This is a genomic window from Acinetobacter sp. ANC 3832 (assembly GCF_002135415.1).
Lineage (GTDB): Bacteria > Pseudomonadota > Gammaproteobacteria > Pseudomonadales > Moraxellaceae > Acinetobacter.
The window spans coordinates 328,761-345,509 of the sequence record NZ_NEGJ01000003.1 but is presented as its reverse complement, the minus strand read 5'-3'; the positions used below and the strand labels follow the sequence as shown (position 1 = coordinate 345,509).

Sequence of the window (16,749 nt, the reverse complement as noted above, 5' to 3'; positions counted from 1 at the left end):
GATTGTGCTATTTTAACTTACTTAATGTAAGTACATACCTGAAAGTAAGCGGATAGTGCTTTGGAGAAGATGAATGAGTACCTATGCAAGCAGTACATTACTCGGGCAGGTTTTATCTAGCGAATGTCCATCACGTGAAATATTGGAACACTTGACCAGTAAATGGTCGGTATTGGTTCTGCGTTGTTTAAGTGATGGTGTGCAGCGTTTTAGCGAGCTGAGAAGTCGCATTGATGGTGTGAGTGAAAAAATGCTTGCTCAAACGCTGAAGGTTTTGGAAAAAGATGGCTTTATTTTGCGGACAGTTTATCCACAAGTGCCACCAAAAGTGGAGTATCAGTTAACAATTTTAGGTGCTCAAGCCGCTGAAAAATTAAATTATTTAATTGGTTGGATTGAGCGAAGCTTACCTGAAATTATTGAAAATAAAGAAAGGGTGAGAAAGTAAATGGATTAACATATAAAGAATATGCGACTAGATTTAAAGTTTTTTAAATTAAGTAATTATATTTATTAATTGGATAATAATAAGCTTAAGAAAGTCTGAGAGTGAAATAGATCAAAGTATAAATTTTAAAAGGATAGTAGATGGGTAGTAGTGATCTAATAGGGGTTTTAGGTACTTTGATAGGAGCTTTTGTAGCTCTGCATATATTTAATCAGTGGAAAAAGCAAAAAGGTAGTGAAGTAATATCTATAGAATCTCGTGAGATATTCAACTTAATAGAAAAAATACCATCGAAATTAAATATAGTTTTAGAAGATATGATGGCAATGTCTATAGAGAATAAAGTGCCTAATGATTTTGATAAAGAACGATTTATTAACTTCCGAGAATTAAATATGGATATAGTTAAGAGGTTACAACTTATAAAATTTAAGAATAAACATAAAGATACTCTAGAAATGATACAAAATTTTCATGATTCATATATAAGCTTTGGAAGCTACTATCATCAATCTCACTCCATAAATTTAGATGAACTATTTAGTAGTAAGGGAAAGTACGAGAAAAATTTCAATAATCTAAAAAATGATATGTATGAATATTCTCTGTATAAAAGGACTCTCTAAAAAAGGATAAAGCAGAATGCTCTTATAATCCTTGTATGTGAAAGATAAAAATAATTTTTTGGTTCACTGAAGTTTTAATAAGTATGTATATTTATTAAGTAGTAAAATCAATAGCTAATTAAATAAAGTAAGCTGATGATTAATATTAGCTTACTTGTTGGTTGATTGAAGTAATGTGATTAATATTACTTCCTAAAACTTCGTACAGCATTTCCTCTTTCAACTAAAGCATGTTGCTGATGTTGTGACTGACGATTGTTAGCAGATTGACTATCTAATTGTTGCTGTAATTTTAAGGCAATTAATTCTTTTGCTAATCTTTTATTTGCATGTTGGCTACGTTCGGACATGACTTTGACGCTAATGCCAGAAGCAACATGTGTTGCGTGTACAGCAGAATCGGTTGTATTGACATGTTGACCACCTGCACCTGATGCACGGCAAGCTTGAAAGATAATTGTGCCATCATTGGGAAATTGCTTGGGTAGATCAAATTTGGTGATTCCAACAAACCAGTTTTTACGTTTATGATTCGGTCGAATTGGACTTTGAAATGTCCATTGAATAGTTCCAAGCCATGAACTGAGCCAAATTTCAGCATCATCTGAAATATTCAGTAAGAGTGATGAATAACCATATTGAGTTGCAAAAGCTTCAATCATTTCAAGTTCAATTTTTTTTTGATTTTGCTTCTTTTTGCATTTCTTGAAGCGTGTATTTAACAGCGAGTTCACATTCTGCGGGTCCAAGCGCAGCACTAATTTGGACGATAGACAATAGGATGTTCCTTTTTATTTAATTTAAAAATTATATGATATGTTGATAGAGAATGATTTAACCAAATATATCTAATGATAAAAAATTGTCTAAGTATTATTTTTCACCATATTGTTAAAATAATAACCTGAATGTTTAATAAAGAATAGCCTAAAAATAACTAAGCCTCATCCATAAAATACGTTTATAGGTCTGCGTTACTCATTAAAATCCAGTCAAAATAGGAAAATTCATGTATTGCTGAATAATACTATTCGAGAAATTTTTCAAAATATGGCAGAATATGCGGTTTTAAAGTATTTAGAGGATTGGCAGCATGCGCTTTGTTGATGAAGCAGTCATTACCGTAGAGGCTGGCGACGGTGGCAATGGCGTAGCCAGTTTTCGCCGTGAAAAATTCGTACCATTTGGTGGTCCAGATGGTGGTGACGGTGGTCGTGGTGGTATGGTTTATGTTCAAGCAGACGACGACACCAGTACACTTGTAGATTATCGTTATACCCGTAAGTTCCGCGCAGAACGCGGTAAAAATGGTCGTGGCGCAAACTGTGCAGGCCGTGGTGGTGAATCAATCATCTTAAAAGTTCCTGTAGGAACGACCATTGTAGATATTGAATCAGGTGACATTATTGGTGACTTGGTTGAAGATGGTCAAAAAATAATGGTTGCCTTGGGTGGCGATGGTGGTTTAGGGAATACCCACTTTAAAACATCAACAAATCGTTCACCGCGTAAATGTACACATGGTATTAAAGGTGAATATCGTGAAGTTCGTTTAGAGCTTAAAGTTCTTGCGGATGTTGGTTTGTTGGGTATGCCGAATGCAGGTAAATCGACCTTTATTCGTGCAGTATCAGCAGCAAAACCAAAAGTTGCAGATTATCCATTTACAACAATGGTTCCAAACCTTGGTGTTGTAGATGCGGATCGTCATCGTTCATTCGTGATGGCTGATATTCCAGGATTAATCGAAGGTGCATCTGAAGGTGCGGGTCTTGGTATTCGCTTCTTAAAACACTTGGCACGTACGCGTATTCTCTTACATATTGTTGATGTACAGCCGATTGATGGTTCAGATCCTGCATATAACGCGAAAGCAATTATGGAAGAATTGAAAAAATTCTCTCCAACATTGGCTCAACTACCAATCGTTCTTGTATTGAACAAACTTGATCAGTTGGATGATGATACTCAAGAAGAATGGTGTAATCATATTCTTCAAGAAATGCAATGGGATGGTCCTGTATTTAAAACTTCAGGTTTGCTTGAAGAAGGAACAAAACCAGTTGTGTATTATCTAATGGATCAAATTGAACAGCAACGTGAACTCGAAGCTGAAGATCCTGAATATGCAGCGAAAATGAAAGCATTCCGTGATCAGCTTGAAGCTGAAACACGTGAACAAACGCTTGCAGCGAAAGATGCTTATCGTGAATTACGTCGTCAACAACGTCTCGCAGGCTTGCTTGCTGAAGATGATGATGAAGAGGACGGTGAAGATGATGGCGAAATGGAAGTACATTACGTTCGATAAGACGTAAAAAATGGAACTGAGGACAAGATGATAGAAGTGGTAGATGGGCAACGTCAGCTCAAAGCTTGCAAAAGAATCGTTGTTAAAATCGGATCATCTTTACTCACAGCAAACGGGCAAGGTTTAGATATAGAGGCAATTTCGCATTGGGCGAAACAAATTGCTGATCTACACAATGCAGGACATGAGATTATTCTTGTGTCTTCGGGTGCTGTGGCTGAAGGTATGGTTCGAATGAAGCTTGATAGCCGACCCACCGATCTACCTAGTCTTCAGGCTTGTGCTGCCATTGGTCAAATGGGTTTAATTCATACATGGTCAAGTGTTTTAGAAAACCACAGCATTCAAACAGCTCAGGTTCTATTAACACATGACGATTTGGCGGATCGTCGTCGTTATCTTAATTCTTGTGATGCTTTGCAGAATTTGATTGATTGGAAAGTGATTCCAGTCATTAATGAAAATGACACGGTTTCAACAGATGAAATCCGTTTTGGTGATAACGATACACTTGCAGCGATGGTTGCGGGTCAAGTTCATGCTGATTTGTTGATTATTTTGACAGATCAGCAGGGCATGTTTGATTCTGATCCTCGTTCTAATCCGAATGCTAAACTATTCTCAACTGTGCGTGCTTTAGATGAAAGTCTATTTGATATGGCAGGTGGTGGTGGTAAGTTTGGTCGGGGTGGTATGTTGACCAAGGTGCGCGCTGCACGTTTAGCAGCTAAATCGGGTTGTCCTACACTCATTGCCAGTGGTGAAAGTGATCATGTTCTTGCACGTTTAATGCGTGGTGAGATGTTGGGAACGTTATTCATTACAGACAATGATCGGATTACAGCACATCAACAATGGTTAGCGGCTCATTTGCAAACAGCAGGACGTTTGGTTTTGGATGATGGTGCGGTAAAAGCCATTAAAGAAAATCATCGTAGTTTATTACCTGTTGGCGTGAAAGCTGTTGAAGGGCATTTTGAACGGGGTGATGTCGTTGAGTGTGTTGATCAGAGCGGTGGACGTATTGCAGTAGGGCGTGTTAATTTTAGCTCGCGTTCAGCTGAAATCGTAAAGGGTCTATCTTCTGATAAAGTTCATCAAGTTTTAGGTGAAGCACGTTCTTTAGAAATGATTCATCGCAATCATATGGCAATTTATTAATTCTCTTAATGCTTAAAACCTCGCTATGGCGAGGTTTTTTATTGCTTATTTCTTTGGAGTAATTGCTTTTAGCTTTTACTGTTCAGCAAATTTTTCCTCTTTTTCTAAAGACGGTAAAGTCTTACTTTCACCCACCATATAGCTGTAATTGGCAAGGCTGAGCATCTCTAAATCCTCTACACTGTTCCCATAAGCATAAATATTATGATATTGATGAATATCATAACTTTCTAAAATTCTTAGTCGCTTCTGCTCACTGCTGCAATCCGCTGTAGAATAACGCCCTGTAAAAAAACCGTCTTTTATTTCTGTTTCAGTACAAATTAAATTGACACCCAATAATTCACACACTTGTTCTAAATATAAATCAACAGAAGCGGAAACAATGACAATATCATCCCCGTTATGCTTATGTTTTAAAAATTGTTGATAAAGTGAGTGGTCTAATTGAGATAAAAGTCTAGGTGCATATTCTGCTGCCAATTCTAAAATTTCGTCTGCATTGGCATTAGCAAACATTGCATTGAATAGTTTTGGACGCATCGCATGAGCAGGGTAGATATTTAAATAATATGCTTGTATCCACGGCAAAATTTTAATGCTTTGTTTAACAATATGCCGTTTTGAAAGTGCATAAAAGATAAACCCTGTAAAACTGTCTTTTTTACATAAGGTTCCATCAAAATCAAATAAGGCTAGATTCGTATTCTTTTGGCACGTTGCATACATGTTTCATATCTTCCATTTACCCGACTAGCATACCAATTTGTGTTGTAATCACGACTGAGTTTAGGACCTGAAATAACAACTTCAGGCATAATTGCATAGAGTGGCTCTTTGCCTGTTTTGTTTTTATATAATTTGGTTACCGCAATATAGGTTTGGGTCTTTTCAAAATCTTTATCTTTTTCTTTCTTTAAATCACTGCGTAGTTGTCTAGGCGTGACCAAAATACCGTTACGTGTGAAAAGCGAAATCAAGGTTTTTTCTGTATCAGTAATGGCCGTTTTAGGATCACCATTCTTATCATAAGAAAGTAGATCACCATCTAGTGCTAAGTTTACATCACTTAATTTATCAACCATTTTTTGAAATGCAGCGTTACGACTGGAATAGATGCCAGAGTTAAAATCTGCAAAACGATAAATGGCTTTATCATAATCAGCAGGATACATCATTAAACGGTGAATACCATAATATAAACCACCAAATTGCGTATATAAATTATCACGTAATTCATTGGTACTCATGCTATTGCGTTTATGGTCTTTGGCATAGTTGATATGCACTTGCATTGAACCCAATGTTGTAATTGGATTCATCTTTTCGCCAATGTCTTGTCCAACCAGTTTGGCTGCACCAGTTAATGCACTGACATGATAGTGTTTTGACATATAGTCAAAAATTTCACGGTATAAAACATCTAAGTCTTTTTCCGTTCTGACCTTACGCATTTGTTTTAAATAGTTATCTTCAGGCGTCGGTTGATTTTTTAAAACTTGTTCAAAATATGATGCAATAGGTCCACCAATGGTGGTGCCTAATTTATCTTCGAACTTTTCATTTAAGCGCGTTGTGACTTCTTTAACTGCTTTTTCACCTAAACCTGGAACGACAGGATTTGCAACAAAGTTAGATTCTTGATCGACCACGGCAATAATCGTACAGATATTATCTTTGGTGGTTGGGATTTTTAACTCTTCTGAAATTGAATAAATATCTTTTGCCCAAGAGTCACGATCATTGACTCGGCTTGGAATCAATTTTCTGATTTGTTCATCCTTTAATTGAGGTTCATCATCCTGAGAAAACCAAGACCCATTCCCGCAGGCAACTAAGTTGAGTGATATTGCTAGCACACTGAGGGATTTAAGAAGGAAGCGATGTTGACTAGATTCTTTCATATCGATGAAAACAAACTCAGAAAAAGGTGAGCCGATTTGGCTGATGCAGTATACTATGTCGGTCGAAAAATGTATGAATATATATGTATATTGGTCCGTACCAACTGTCAAATAATTTAATCGTTGCTCCTATGGCGGGAGTCACTGATCGTCCATTTAGAACACTGTGCAAGTACTTTGGTGCGGGGCATGCAGTGAGTGAAATGATGACGTCAGATCAAACTTTAAGAATGAGTAAAAAAAGTTTGTATCGGGCAAATTTTGATGGTGAATTGGCACCCATTTCGGCACAAATTGCAGGCTCTGAACCCAGTGAACTTGCTGAGGCTGCGCGTTATCAAGTTGCAAATGGCGCACAGATTGTAGACATTAATATGGGATGTCCTGCAAAAAAAGTTTGTAATAAATTGGCAGGTTCAGCATTATTAAAAGATGAAGATTTAGTTGCCCGTATTTTAGATGCTGTAGTTAAAGCGGTTGATGTCCCTGTGACACTTAAAACCCGTTTAGGTTTTATGAATGGTCATGAAAATATTATGCGAGTCGCAAAGCGTGCAGAAGAGGCAGGGATTGCTGCTTTAGCATTGCATGGTCGTACACGTGAAGATATGTATTTAAATACCGCACGTTATAGTTTAATTAAAGAAGTAAAGCAGACCTTATCAATCCCTGTGATTGCCAATGGTGATATCGACAGTCCTGAAAAAGCAAAATATGTACTGGATTATACAGGTGCCGATGCGGTCATGATTGGTCGTGCAGCACAAGGCAGACCATGGATTTTTCGTGAAATTGCACATTATTTGGAAACAGGTGAGCATTTAATTGCACCCGATATTCAGGAAGTGAAAGATGTTTTACTTGGGCATTTGTCTGAGTTGTATCAATTTTATGGTGAATATTCAGGTTGTCGTATTGCGCGCAAGCATATTGCTTGGTATACCAAAGGTTTACGTTTTAGTAATGAATTTCGTCAAAGTATGTATAAAGTTGAAAGTACACTTGAACAAGCAAAAGTGGTAGAAGATTATTTTAATCATTTGCTTGATCAGGGTAGTGTAATGAGTGATGTGCAGGTTGAAGTTGTGAATTTATTGGAAACGAAATAAAGTAGATTTTAATAAAAAGAGGAGTTTGTGGGGATGACTAAAGAAAACTTACTGCTTCTCGCACATTATAATATTTGGGCAACAGATCGTCTGATTCAGCATTTAACAAATGTTTCAGATGATGATTTTCATAAAGATATAAGTCTATTTTTTAAAAGCATTTCAGGCACTTTAAATCATCTTTTACTGGGCGAGCATTATTTATGGTACTCACGTTTTAATGATGGGATATCACCTAGTATTGCATTAGATACAATCGTTCATCATGATAAAACTCAACTGTTAAATGAGCTTCAATCTAAGTCAAAACATTGGATTAATTTTATTCAAGATCTAGATGAATCTCGCTTAGTTAGTGATTTGAGTTATCAGCGTTCAAATGGTGAAGCATTGTGTTTACCTTTTACAGCAACACTGATGCATGTTTTTAATCATGGTACACATCATCGTGGGCAGATTACTGCAGCTTTAACTGCACTGGGATATGATTGTCCTGAATTAGATTTAGTCTATATGTTGGCAGAGCAAAATAGATTAAATAAGAAAAATGAATCATAAAAATATCTGATTTTTAAGTTAAAGATTTTGTAATAGTCATGATTAGACAGCTTGTATTGGTATTCATAACCTCTTTATTGAGTTGCTTAAGGCACAATAAAGAGGGATTATACATTGTTCAATCAATCCATTTCTAAAATTAATTGATTGATTAAATCACCTGCTTCTAATTCTCTGATCTGAGCAACATTACTGCCTGCCCAAAATGCGCCATAATCAATATGATCATGCTTAATGGCAAGGGTATTGAGCCGTTTTGCAAGGTCATAAGCATAAGGATAGGGAGCAGCTTGCGGACGATTAGGTCGATCTATTTCAGCTTGCCAATGATTGATTAAACCACGTGCGGGGCGTCCTGAAATGCTAGCAGTAATTTGAGTAAAGGGTTGAGCGAATAAAGCTTTACGATATACTGCATTGGCACTGGAACTTTTACATTGTATAAAAGCAGTTCCAAGCTGAACGGCATCTGCACCTAAGTCCAGCATTTTTTTTGCTTGCTGACCATTCATAATACCACCTGCAGCAATCACAGGCACTGAGCAATGTTTTTTAATCAGTTGAACCAAATCAGAAGTATTTAATGCTCCATCCAATAAAGGATTAAAGATTCCACGGTGTCCACCTGCTTCTATGCCTTGCGCAATAAGAATATCAATGCCTGCCTCTTCAATCATCTTAGCTTCAGCTAAATTGGTCGCAGAAACAAGCGTCATAATACCTACATCTTTAAGTTTTTGAATTTGATGAGCATGCGGAATGCCAAAGTGAAAGCTGACGGCTTTTGGTTTTGTCTCTAAAACCAAATTCAAAAAATCATCATTATCCAAAAAACTCGGATAAATACATTTTAGTTCTGTAGGAGGGCTTGTCCCAAATTTTTCGAATTCTGGTCGTAAGTGCTCAATCCAAGTTTGGTTTGTTTTAACATCCACTTCTGTAGATTGATGGCAAAAGAAATTGACTTGAAAGGGATGCGGTGTAAGGGCTTGAGTTTCTAGTATTTGTTTTCTTGCGACCGCAACTGAATTTGCGCCTAATCCTAAAGAACCTAAACCCCCATGATTAGACACTTCGGCTGCAAGTTGAGGTGTGGAAACCCCTGCCATGGGTGCTAATAAAATAGGATGCTTGATATTTAAACGTTCTAATAAAGTCATGTTTAGGCTCCTGAGTTTATTCTAAAGTAGCTAAGCATCTGGAAGATGGCAAATAATATTCAGTATTTAGTCTAGAAATATTGAGAGGGGATAAAGAAACTTTAAAGATAAAAAAGCCCATCATATGATGAGCTTTAAAAGTAAGTGTATCGCTATTAACAACTGGTGAGTTTTTCAGGTTGTGCTTTCTCATTAGGGAAAAAGTATGGACGTAATTTTACGCCAAAGCTATTACCAATAAATGCAAAAATAAGCCATAACCAACCATGTAAACTTCCAGATGCAATACCACTAAAATATGCACCAATGTTACAACCATATGCTAAACGCGCACCGTAGCCTAAAAGTAAGCCACCAAGCACCGCTGCAATAATAGAACGTTTAGGAATTTTAAAATTGGGTGCAAATTTTCCAGCCATGCTTGCCGCCAATAAAGCACCAATCATAATACCGAAATTCATCATTGATGTAATATCAAACCAAAGCGGTTGTGTTAACGCTGTTGCATTGGCAGGTTGTTGCCAATAGTCCCAACTTGCGACATTAAAACCCACCATATCTACAAATTTTGCAGCCCAAACCGCAAGTGCAGAAGTGACACCCCAAGGACGACCTGCAAGTGCTAAAGTTGCGAAATTCAGTAAAGTAAGGGCAATTCCACCCCAAACGAGAGGCCAAGGACCTCGTATAAAACGTTTCCAACCTTGAGTTTCAGCTTGAGGTTCTACTTCAAGTGAACCATGGCGTTTCTTTTCTAAAATAACAGTAACTATAGCAATGATCGTAAATAGAATGAAATTGACAATAATTGCAGGGACAACGCCTAATTGTTCAACTACGGAAATGGGTGCTAAATGCGGTAGGTTAAACCACCAGTCTAAATGTGAGGTTGCAATGAGTGAACCAAGGCAGAAGAAAATAAGCGTCACGATCATACGTGCACTTCCGCCACCCACTGTATAGAGTGTTCCTGATGCACAACCACCACCTAATTGCATACCGACACCAAAAATCAGTGCACCAATAGCAACAGATAGAGATACAGGTGAAACAAAACCAGTAACAGGCTGACCAAAGAGTTGACCTGCACCTAAGGCTGGAAAGAACAGAAGAACAGCAAGTCCTAACATGATCATTTGGGCACGTAAACCACGCCCACGACGTTCTTTAATAAAGACACGCCAGCTTGAAGTAAAGCCAAAGGATGCGTGGTAAAGGGTTAAGCCCAATGCACCACCAATAATAAATAATAAAGCTTGGTTTAGACCAACAACTTGATATGAACCAATCGTGCCAATAAGCAACAATAGAACAGCAATCCAAATCGAGGGATTAGATCGATTGGATTTTTCAGCTAAAACAGGCATAGGAGAGTTTTAAGAATATAGGAGATCAATCACGCTATTTTAGTCTATTATGCATGCGTAAATATGATTGGACTTTGCAGATTCTATTGAATATGACTGAGAATAATTGATACGCTATATCAATAAATGTTATATAAACTATAGCTAGCTTCGCTCACTATTCAGAAACGGATTATTTTTATCCTCTAGCAATAAATAAAAGGATTTATGCAAGATATCTTATATTTATAATGGACCAACTTGAAAGAGTGAACCAATCCAAGTCGAAAAAGCCATTGCTAAAACCCCCCAAACCGTGACACGTAAGCTCCCTTTAATTAAAGATGTCCCTGCATAATAACTGGATAAAGCACCGAGTAAGCTTAAAGAGATAATTCCCACAATTAAGACGGTTATTTCCAAGTATTTTTCAGGGCTGACCATAATAGAGAGCATTGGGCAGAGTGCACCCAATGAAAAAGAGAGTGCAGAAGAAAAAGCCGCTTGTAATGGTTTTGCTGAGGTCACCTCATTAATTCCAATCTCATCTCGAGCATGGGCTTCTAAAGCATCTTTCTCTGTAAGTTGTACAGCAACTTCATGTGCTAATTCAGGTGTCAGTCCGCGATCAATGTAAATTTGTGTGAGTTCTTTAAGTTCTAAATGCGGATTTTTTTCTAATTCACGGGCTTCAAATTTTAAATCTGCTTCTTCAATATCAGCTTGAGACTTTACAGAGATATATTCACCTGCCGCCATCGAGGTTGCACCTGAAATTAATCCAGCAATACAGGTAATTAATAAAGTATGTGTAGAAGCACCACTGGCTGCCATTCCCATCACTAAACTGGTAACAGAGATAATCCCATCATTTGCACCAAGCACAGAAGCACGTAACCATCCAGTCCGATGAATATAATGTTGTTCAGCATGATGAGAATGTGACATAGACTTAAATCATTTTATTATTTCAATTTAAGCATAATTGAATTGAGTGATATTGTCATGACTGATTCATTTATAAATGAAATCAGTCACTCAAATATAACAACTTAAAAACTAGATGAGTTGTAAAGGCTCTATACAAAATATCTTCTATTTAAGCTTATTAAACAGTTGATCGATTCATGGTTTCAGGTGTTCGTATAAGCAGAATGAGCCCTGTAATAATGCTCCCGATTGTTGCTAAAAACATATCTTTGTGTGCATCCCAAAGATCGCCTTGTTGACCATTATAGTTTTCTGCTTCTTCTGGTGATAGTCCAATAGCAATCCACCATTCGATCCACTCATAAAATAGACTGCTTGCCATGACAAATTGAATCACCAATATAAATAAAGTTTTTGGTTTTAAACTCGGTAACCAAACTTGAAATAAGCGATAGAAAAAAGGATAAAGAAATAAGCCATAAACAAAATGTACAAGGCGATCATACATATTACGTGACCAGCCCATACTTTGATTTAAATCAAAATGAAAGATGGATTTAATCCAGTCGTTATAGGGCACATAAGAATACAGATAGTGCGCTCCAATCACATGAATGACTAAAAATAGAATATAAAGTAGAAAAGTCGGGTAGCTGAGTCCAATTTTTTTTTGACAGATGAAAAGGGCAACCAGCATCAGTACGGTTCCAATCTGATGCAACAGATAAGATGGAAATTCTAAAGGATGAATGCTGGCAATAAGAATCGCGAATCCAAGTGCAGCTAAAGTAAGCCAATGTTTTATTGTCAGGTTGTGATAAATCATTTTTTATTTTCTGTGTTAATCGTCACACTATTGTAACGTGAATCCATGTAATAAAAAACGAAGCCGAAGCTTCGTTTTTAAGAAATATTGTTTTTAATCAAGAATAGGTAGTTTATATAAAAGCCTATCTTGAAAAATAGTTTTAGATTTTAGAAATTAAATCTTTCACTTGTTTTGCTTGTTCAGCAGCATTACCTGTATAGGTTGCAGGTGTCATTGTCGCGAGACGAGCACGATCTTCAGCAGGAACCTGTACAAGTTCATTACCATTGACAAAATCAACCATCATTTCACGTGTCATTGCTTGACCACGAGTCAGTGCTTTTAATTTTTCGTATGGTTTTTCAACGTTATAGCGACGCATAACCGTTTGAATCGGTTCAGCCAATACTTCTTGAGCGTGGTCTAAATCTTCAAGAATACGTGCAGCATTAAGCTCAAGTTTACCAATACCTTTTGAACACGCTTCAAAAGCAATTAAGCTTTGTGCAAAACCAACACCCATGTTGCGTAGAACAGTTGAGTCAGTTAAGTCACGCTGCCAGCGTGAGATTGGTAATTTTTCGCCTAGATGTGCCAATACAGCATTAGCAAGACCTAAGTTACCTTCAGAGTTTTCGAAGTCAATTGGGTTGACTTTATGTGGCATGGTTGAAGAACCAACTTCACCATCTTTTAAGCGTTGTTTGAAGAAACCTAAAGAGATATAGCCCCAAACATCACGGTTAAAGTCGATCAAAATCGTGTTAAAACGACGCAATGCATCAAAAAGTTCCGCCATATAATCATGTGGTTCAATTTGTGTGGTGTACGGATTGAAATCTAAACCTAAAGACTCTACAAATGCTTGAGAATGTGCAGGCCAATTAATATCTGGATAAGCAGAATAATGTGCGTTGTAGTTGCCGACGGCACCATTGATTTTACCCAACAATTCAACCTGTTTGAATTGTTTAATTTGACGCGCTAAACGGTACGCAACATTCGCCATTTCTTTACCCAAAGTTGTTGGGCTAGCCGTTTGACCGTGAGTACGAGACAACATTGGTTGTTCTGCATGTGTTTCTGCAAGAGCCACAATTGAATCAATAATCTGTTGCATTGATGTGATTAAAACATCACGGCCATTTTTCAACATTAAAGCATGCGACAAGTTGTTGATGTCTTCAGAAGTACAAGCAAAATGAATGAATTCGCCTGCATCTTTTAATTCAGCAATCGGTGCAATTTTCTCTTTAAGAAAATATTCAACGGCTTTTACATCATGATTGGTGGTACGTTCAATTTCTTTAATACGATTCGCATCATCTTCAGAGAAGTTAGACACAATTGCATCTAAAGCAGCATTGGTTTCTGTACTGAACGGAGGAACTTCCTTGATTTCAGGACGATTCGCAAGCGCTTGTAACCAACGTACTTCAACAGTCACCCGAGCATGGATTAAACCAAACTCAGAGAGGAAAGGGCGTAGAGCATCACATTTGCTCGCATAACGTCCATCTAATGGAGAAAGTGCGGTTAAAGCGTTCATAGAGATTCCTTAAATTTTGGAATTAAACCGAAATGGAACTCAATACACATCAGGTTAAACCACCTGATACTGTAAACGAGCGAGATCTTGAATATCTTGAAGTAGTTTGCGCTTGCTGAAAATCATATTCCATGAGCTACCGCCCAATTGACGCCATAAGTGAGCCAACTGTAAGCCTGTAAATAAGCAAGCGCGAATTCGATTGGTATGTGAAGCATCTTTAAAAGCTTCAGCATTGCCTCGAACGAGAATACGTGGATTGATTTGTCCTGCAGTTTCTACATAGGTTTGCGCTAAATTGGCAATAATACTGGGATGTAGATAGTTATTATCAAAGAAAGAAAGTTGTTTTAGAATTTTTTGTTGAGACTTTTCAATAATTTCAACACATTTAGGATCGCCGTACACTTTCTTTTCTAATGCCAATAAAGACATGGCATAAGACATAGGAAGTTTCGCATTTGCCAATTTGGGAATACGAGATTTAGGTGAGGTACTAAATGGTTGAGTGATACTGCTTTCGAGTGTTTTTAAACCCAAAGAAATATCAGCAAGTTGCGTAAAAAAATCTAAAGTTTGACTTGCTGTATTGGCAACAGGGCGGATATTTAAACTGGCTTTAATCAATTGTTCTAGATAAAAGTTACCACTTTCACCAATACTCTGTCTTCCAGACATGGCGGTCATATTGGTCAGCTGTGTTGCTTGGAACACAGCTGCTAACGCCAAGGCACGATTTTGACGTTGATTCAAAGTACGAGGCTGTTGAAAGGGTAACTCAACCATGCCTAAATTCCTTTAAACTATTTTCAAATGAAAAATAATCAGACTTTAAACGATAAAGTCTGGTTTTGGTGCATTGGTATGGTGAATAACACCACCACCTAAACACGTTTCATCCACATAGAACACTACACTTTGACCCGGTGTAACTGCACGTTGCGGTTCATCAAATTCTACACGTACACCATTAGGTAACGCTTCATCTTTAAAAATTGTACACGCTTGATCGGGTTGGCGATATCGAGTTTTTGCCGTGCATCGGAAACCTGATTCAGGAATCTCTTGCTCACCAGCCACCCAGTCAATCATCTCACTCCATAATGTCGTACTGAGCATTAAAGGATGTTCATGTCCTTGACCGACAACTAAGCGATTGCCTTCAATATCTTTATGTAAAACAAACCATGCGCCTTCGGCAACATCTTTAATTCCACCCAGACCAATACCACCACGCTGACCGAGCGTATAGTACATTAAGCCGTGATGTTCACCAACCACTTTGCCATTATCTAAGACAATTTTTCCCGGTTGAGCAGGTAAATATTGTTTAAGAAAGTCATTAAAACGGCGTTCACCAATAAAACAGATACCCGTCGAGTCTTTTTTCTTTGCAGTGGCTAAGCCTAACTCTTCTGCAATACGACGGACTTCAGGCTTTTCAATTTCACCCACAGGGAAGAGGGTTTTATTAATTTCACGACCATGTACGGCATGTAAGAAATAGGTTTGATCTTTATTTTGGTCTACACCGCGTAGTAAAGGCGCATATTCATCACCTTTAGAATTGGTCATGGTTTCACCACGACGGCAATAATGTCCAGTCGCAATAAAATCTGCACCTAAGTTCACAGCATGATCTAAAAAGGCACGGAATTTAATTTCTTTATTACATAAGATGTCAGGATTTGGCGTACGACCTGCAGCATATTCCGCTAAGAAATGCTCAAATACGCGATCCCAATATTCCATCGCAAAATTGGCGGTATGTAATTTAATACCAATTTTATCGCAGACCGCTTGAGCATCGGCAAGGTCATCCATCGCCGTGCAATATTCCGTGCCGTCATCTTCTTCCCAATTCTTCATGAAAAGTCCTTCAACTTGATATCCTTGTTGAAGAAGAAGTGCGGCAGAAACAGAAGAATCTACACCACCAGACATACCGACGATGACACGTTGTTGCATAGGATTAAGCATCCAAATTTGAATTTAAAGGAGAGTTTTGGTGCTCATAAACGAGCGATAAAGGGTATTTCTGTCCAGAAAGGGCATCTTGCACCGCTTTAATGACTAAAGGGCTACGCGCACTTGCAGTTTCAATTAATTCATCCAATGTCATCCACGCAGGACCGACAATGTCTGTATCTAACTGAGCTTCTGCAAAGTATTCAAGTACATGTGCTAAAAAGCAAAATCTATAATAAGTGCGATCTGGAAACATCGGTGGCGTATAGGTATAGATACCCAATAGTGAATCTACTTCTACCGCATGACCTGTTTCTTCCATCGTTTCACGAATGGCTGCTTGAATGATGGTTTCACCCGCTTCGACATGTCCCGCAGGTTGATTAAATACCGTATGCGTTACACCTTCTGTGTGTTCTTCTACAAACAGAAATTTACCATCTTTTTCAACAACCGTTGCGACAGTAACATGAGGAGTCCAAGAGGTCATTCAACAACACCGTGGGAGTAAAACCGTATTCTACAAAATTTAGAGGTCGGTGGCTATGTTGAAGGCATTTTTCTTTGAGGGTTTGGATGAAAGCTTACTAATTTGATGACTTGTTATCATTGTTTAGATCGCAACATAGACACAATGTTCGTGAATAATTTATTTTTATGTATCTATTCATCAATGGTAGGGCTTTTGCTTCATATGATAAATTATAGAAAAACTGATTAACTAGTACCGACATGGGAATGAGATTATTTGCCACATCTGTAACAGGGGGTAGCTCCTTATTTTGAAAAAATTCATAAAATCAATTGTTACTTTGATGATCAAAATAAAAAAGCTCTTTATCATAAGCAATATGGCATAAATTTAATTTTA

General features: G+C 37.6%; 17 protein-coding genes. 6 read left to right on the top strand and 11 right to left on the bottom strand.

The genetic code is table 11. The features are described 5' to 3' along the window. Positions 1 to 73: 73 nt before the first annotated feature. On the top strand, positions 74 to 448 hold the full coding sequence (locus B9T35_RS06025; protein ID WP_086190205.1) for a winged helix-turn-helix transcriptional regulator: 375 nt from the start codon (positions 74 to 76) through the stop codon (positions 446 to 448). Between the two features lie 140 nt (positions 449 to 588). Next, positions 589 to 1,074: a hypothetical protein gene (locus B9T35_RS18550; protein WP_213033354.1), complete on the top strand. Its 486-nt coding sequence runs from the start codon at positions 589 to 591 to the stop codon at positions 1,072 to 1,074. 185 nt (positions 1,075 to 1,259) lie between these two features. On the opposite strand, the gene prfH is transcribed toward B9T35_RS18550, so the two are convergent. After that, positions 1,260 to 1,748 carry a peptide chain release factor H gene (prfH, locus tag B9T35_RS06015; protein ID WP_228147094.1) on the bottom strand — a complete coding sequence of 163 codons (489 nt, stop codon included), beginning with the start codon at positions 1,746 to 1,748 and terminating at the stop codon, positions 1,260 to 1,262. A 419-nt stretch (positions 1,749 to 2,167) separates the two neighbouring features. On the opposite strand from prfH, the gene cgtA reads away from it, so the two are divergent. Then, positions 2,168 to 3,385: an Obg family GTPase CgtA gene (gene cgtA, locus B9T35_RS06010; RefSeq protein ID WP_086190204.1), complete on the top strand. Its 1,218-nt coding sequence runs from the start codon at positions 2,168 to 2,170 to the stop codon at positions 3,383 to 3,385. A 27-nt stretch (positions 3,386 to 3,412) separates the two neighbouring features. Next, a complete protein-coding gene (gene proB / locus B9T35_RS06005) occupies positions 3,413 to 4,546 on the top strand; it encodes a glutamate 5-kinase (RefSeq protein WP_086190203.1) in 1,134 nt (377 codons plus the stop codon). 75 nt (positions 4,547 to 4,621) lie between these two features. Here the strand turns inward: proB and B9T35_RS06000 are convergent, their stop codons facing one another. Together B9T35_RS06000 and B9T35_RS05995 are read right to left on the bottom strand one after the other, a co-directional pair. Further along, positions 4,622 to 5,275: an HAD-IB family hydrolase gene (locus B9T35_RS06000; RefSeq protein ID WP_086190202.1), complete on the bottom strand. Its 654-nt coding sequence runs from the start codon at positions 5,273 to 5,275 to the stop codon at positions 4,622 to 4,624. Beyond that, complete coding sequence (locus B9T35_RS05995) at positions 5,242 to 6,450, bottom strand: DUF1615 domain-containing protein (RefSeq protein WP_086190201.1); 1,209 nt, start codon at positions 6,448 to 6,450, stop codon at positions 5,242 to 5,244. Before B9T35_RS05995 ends, B9T35_RS06000 begins: the two co-directional genes overlap by 34 nt. Before the next feature lie 83 nt (positions 6,451 to 6,533). Between B9T35_RS05995 and dusB the strand changes: the two genes are divergently transcribed. Together dusB and B9T35_RS05985 are read left to right on the top strand one after the other, a co-directional pair. Continuing rightward, complete coding sequence (gene dusB / locus B9T35_RS05990) at positions 6,534 to 7,559, top strand: tRNA dihydrouridine synthase DusB (protein ID WP_086190200.1); 1,026 nt, start codon at positions 6,534 to 6,536, stop codon at positions 7,557 to 7,559. Between the two features lie 33 nt (positions 7,560 to 7,592). Then, on the top strand, positions 7,593 to 8,117 hold the full coding sequence (locus tag B9T35_RS05985) for a DinB family protein (protein ID WP_086190199.1): 525 nt from the start codon (positions 7,593 to 7,595) through the stop codon (positions 8,115 to 8,117). A gap of 122 nt (positions 8,118 to 8,239) precedes the next feature. Here B9T35_RS05985 and B9T35_RS05980 read toward each other — a convergent pair whose 3' ends face one another. From B9T35_RS05980 to B9T35_RS05945, 8 genes are all read right to left on the bottom strand, one after another. Further along, positions 8,240 to 9,277 (bottom strand): NAD(P)H-dependent flavin oxidoreductase, encoded by a 1,038-nt coding sequence (locus B9T35_RS05980; RefSeq protein ID WP_086190198.1) that lies wholly within the window; start codon positions 9,275 to 9,277, stop codon positions 8,240 to 8,242. Between the two features lie 155 nt (positions 9,278 to 9,432). After that, complete coding sequence (locus tag B9T35_RS05975; protein WP_086190197.1) at positions 9,433 to 10,644, bottom strand: YeeE/YedE family protein; 1,212 nt, start codon at positions 10,642 to 10,644, stop codon at positions 9,433 to 9,435. A gap of 225 nt (positions 10,645 to 10,869) precedes the next feature. Further along, positions 10,870 to 11,571 carry a VIT1/CCC1 transporter family protein gene (locus B9T35_RS05970; protein WP_086190196.1) on the bottom strand — a complete coding sequence of 234 codons (702 nt, stop codon included), beginning with the start codon at positions 11,569 to 11,571 and terminating at the stop codon, positions 10,870 to 10,872. A gap of 160 nt (positions 11,572 to 11,731) precedes the next feature. After that, positions 11,732 to 12,379: a DUF2238 domain-containing protein gene (locus B9T35_RS05965; protein ID WP_086190195.1), complete on the bottom strand. Its 648-nt coding sequence runs from the start codon at positions 12,377 to 12,379 to the stop codon at positions 11,732 to 11,734. 142 nt (positions 12,380 to 12,521) lie between these two features. Further along, complete coding sequence (purB, locus tag B9T35_RS05960; protein ID WP_086190194.1) at positions 12,522 to 13,910, bottom strand: adenylosuccinate lyase; 1,389 nt, start codon at positions 13,908 to 13,910, stop codon at positions 12,522 to 12,524. A gap of 54 nt (positions 13,911 to 13,964) precedes the next feature. After that, positions 13,965 to 14,696 carry a high frequency lysogenization protein HflD gene (gene hflD / locus B9T35_RS05955; protein WP_086190193.1) on the bottom strand — a complete coding sequence of 244 codons (732 nt, stop codon included), beginning with the start codon at positions 14,694 to 14,696 and terminating at the stop codon, positions 13,965 to 13,967. 45 nt (positions 14,697 to 14,741) lie between these two features. Next, a complete protein-coding gene (mnmA, locus tag B9T35_RS05950; protein ID WP_086190326.1) occupies positions 14,742 to 15,878 on the bottom strand; it encodes a tRNA 2-thiouridine(34) synthase MnmA in 1,137 nt (378 codons plus the stop codon). Between the two features lie 4 nt (positions 15,879 to 15,882). Beyond that, positions 15,883 to 16,368 carry an NUDIX hydrolase gene (locus B9T35_RS05945; RefSeq protein ID WP_086190192.1) on the bottom strand — a complete coding sequence of 162 codons (486 nt, stop codon included), beginning with the start codon at positions 16,366 to 16,368 and terminating at the stop codon, positions 15,883 to 15,885. Positions 16,369 to 16,749 lie beyond the last annotated feature (381 nt).

Coding starts and splice junctions, on each gene's coding strand:
- B9T35_RS05970 (WP_086190196.1), bottom strand. CDS start 11,571: ATGTCACATTCTCATCATGCTGAACAACATTATATTCATCGGACTGGA.
- B9T35_RS05975 (WP_086190197.1), bottom strand. CDS start 10,644: ATGCCTGTTTTAGCTGAAAAATCCAATCGATCTAATCCCTCGATTTGG.
- cgtA (WP_086190204.1), top strand. CDS start 2,168: ATGCGCTTTGTTGATGAAGCAGTCATTACCGTAGAGGCTGGCGACGGT.
- B9T35_RS18550 (WP_213033354.1), top strand. CDS start 589: ATGGGTAGTAGTGATCTAATAGGGGTTTTAGGTACTTTGATAGGAGCT.
- mnmA (WP_086190326.1), bottom strand. CDS start 15,878: ATGCAACAACGTGTCATCGTCGGTATGTCTGGTGGTGTAGATTCTTCT.
- B9T35_RS05985 (WP_086190199.1), top strand. CDS start 7,593: ATGACTAAAGAAAACTTACTGCTTCTCGCACATTATAATATTTGGGCA.
- B9T35_RS05965 (WP_086190195.1), bottom strand. CDS start 12,379: ATGATTTATCACAACCTGACAATAAAACATTGGCTTACTTTAGCTGCA.
- purB (WP_086190194.1), bottom strand. CDS start 13,910: ATGAACGCTTTAACCGCACTTTCTCCATTAGATGGACGTTATGCGAGC.
- dusB (WP_086190200.1), top strand. CDS start 6,534: ATGTATATTGGTCCGTACCAACTGTCAAATAATTTAATCGTTGCTCCT.
- proB (WP_086190203.1), top strand. CDS start 3,413: ATGATAGAAGTGGTAGATGGGCAACGTCAGCTCAAAGCTTGCAAAAGA.
- hflD (WP_086190193.1), bottom strand. CDS start 14,696: ATGGTTGAGTTACCCTTTCAACAGCCTCGTACTTTGAATCAACGTCAA.
- B9T35_RS05945 (WP_086190192.1), bottom strand. CDS start 16,368: ATGACCTCTTGGACTCCTCATGTTACTGTCGCAACGGTTGTTGAAAAA.
- B9T35_RS05980 (WP_086190198.1), bottom strand. CDS start 9,277: ATGACTTTATTAGAACGTTTAAATATCAAGCATCCTATTTTATTAGCA.
- B9T35_RS05995 (WP_086190201.1), bottom strand. CDS start 6,450: ATGAAAGAATCTAGTCAACATCGCTTCCTTCTTAAATCCCTCAGTGTG.
- B9T35_RS06000 (WP_086190202.1), bottom strand. CDS start 5,275: ATGTATGCAACGTGCCAAAAGAATACGAATCTAGCCTTATTTGATTTT.
- B9T35_RS06025 (WP_086190205.1), top strand. CDS start 74: ATGAGTACCTATGCAAGCAGTACATTACTCGGGCAGGTTTTATCTAGC.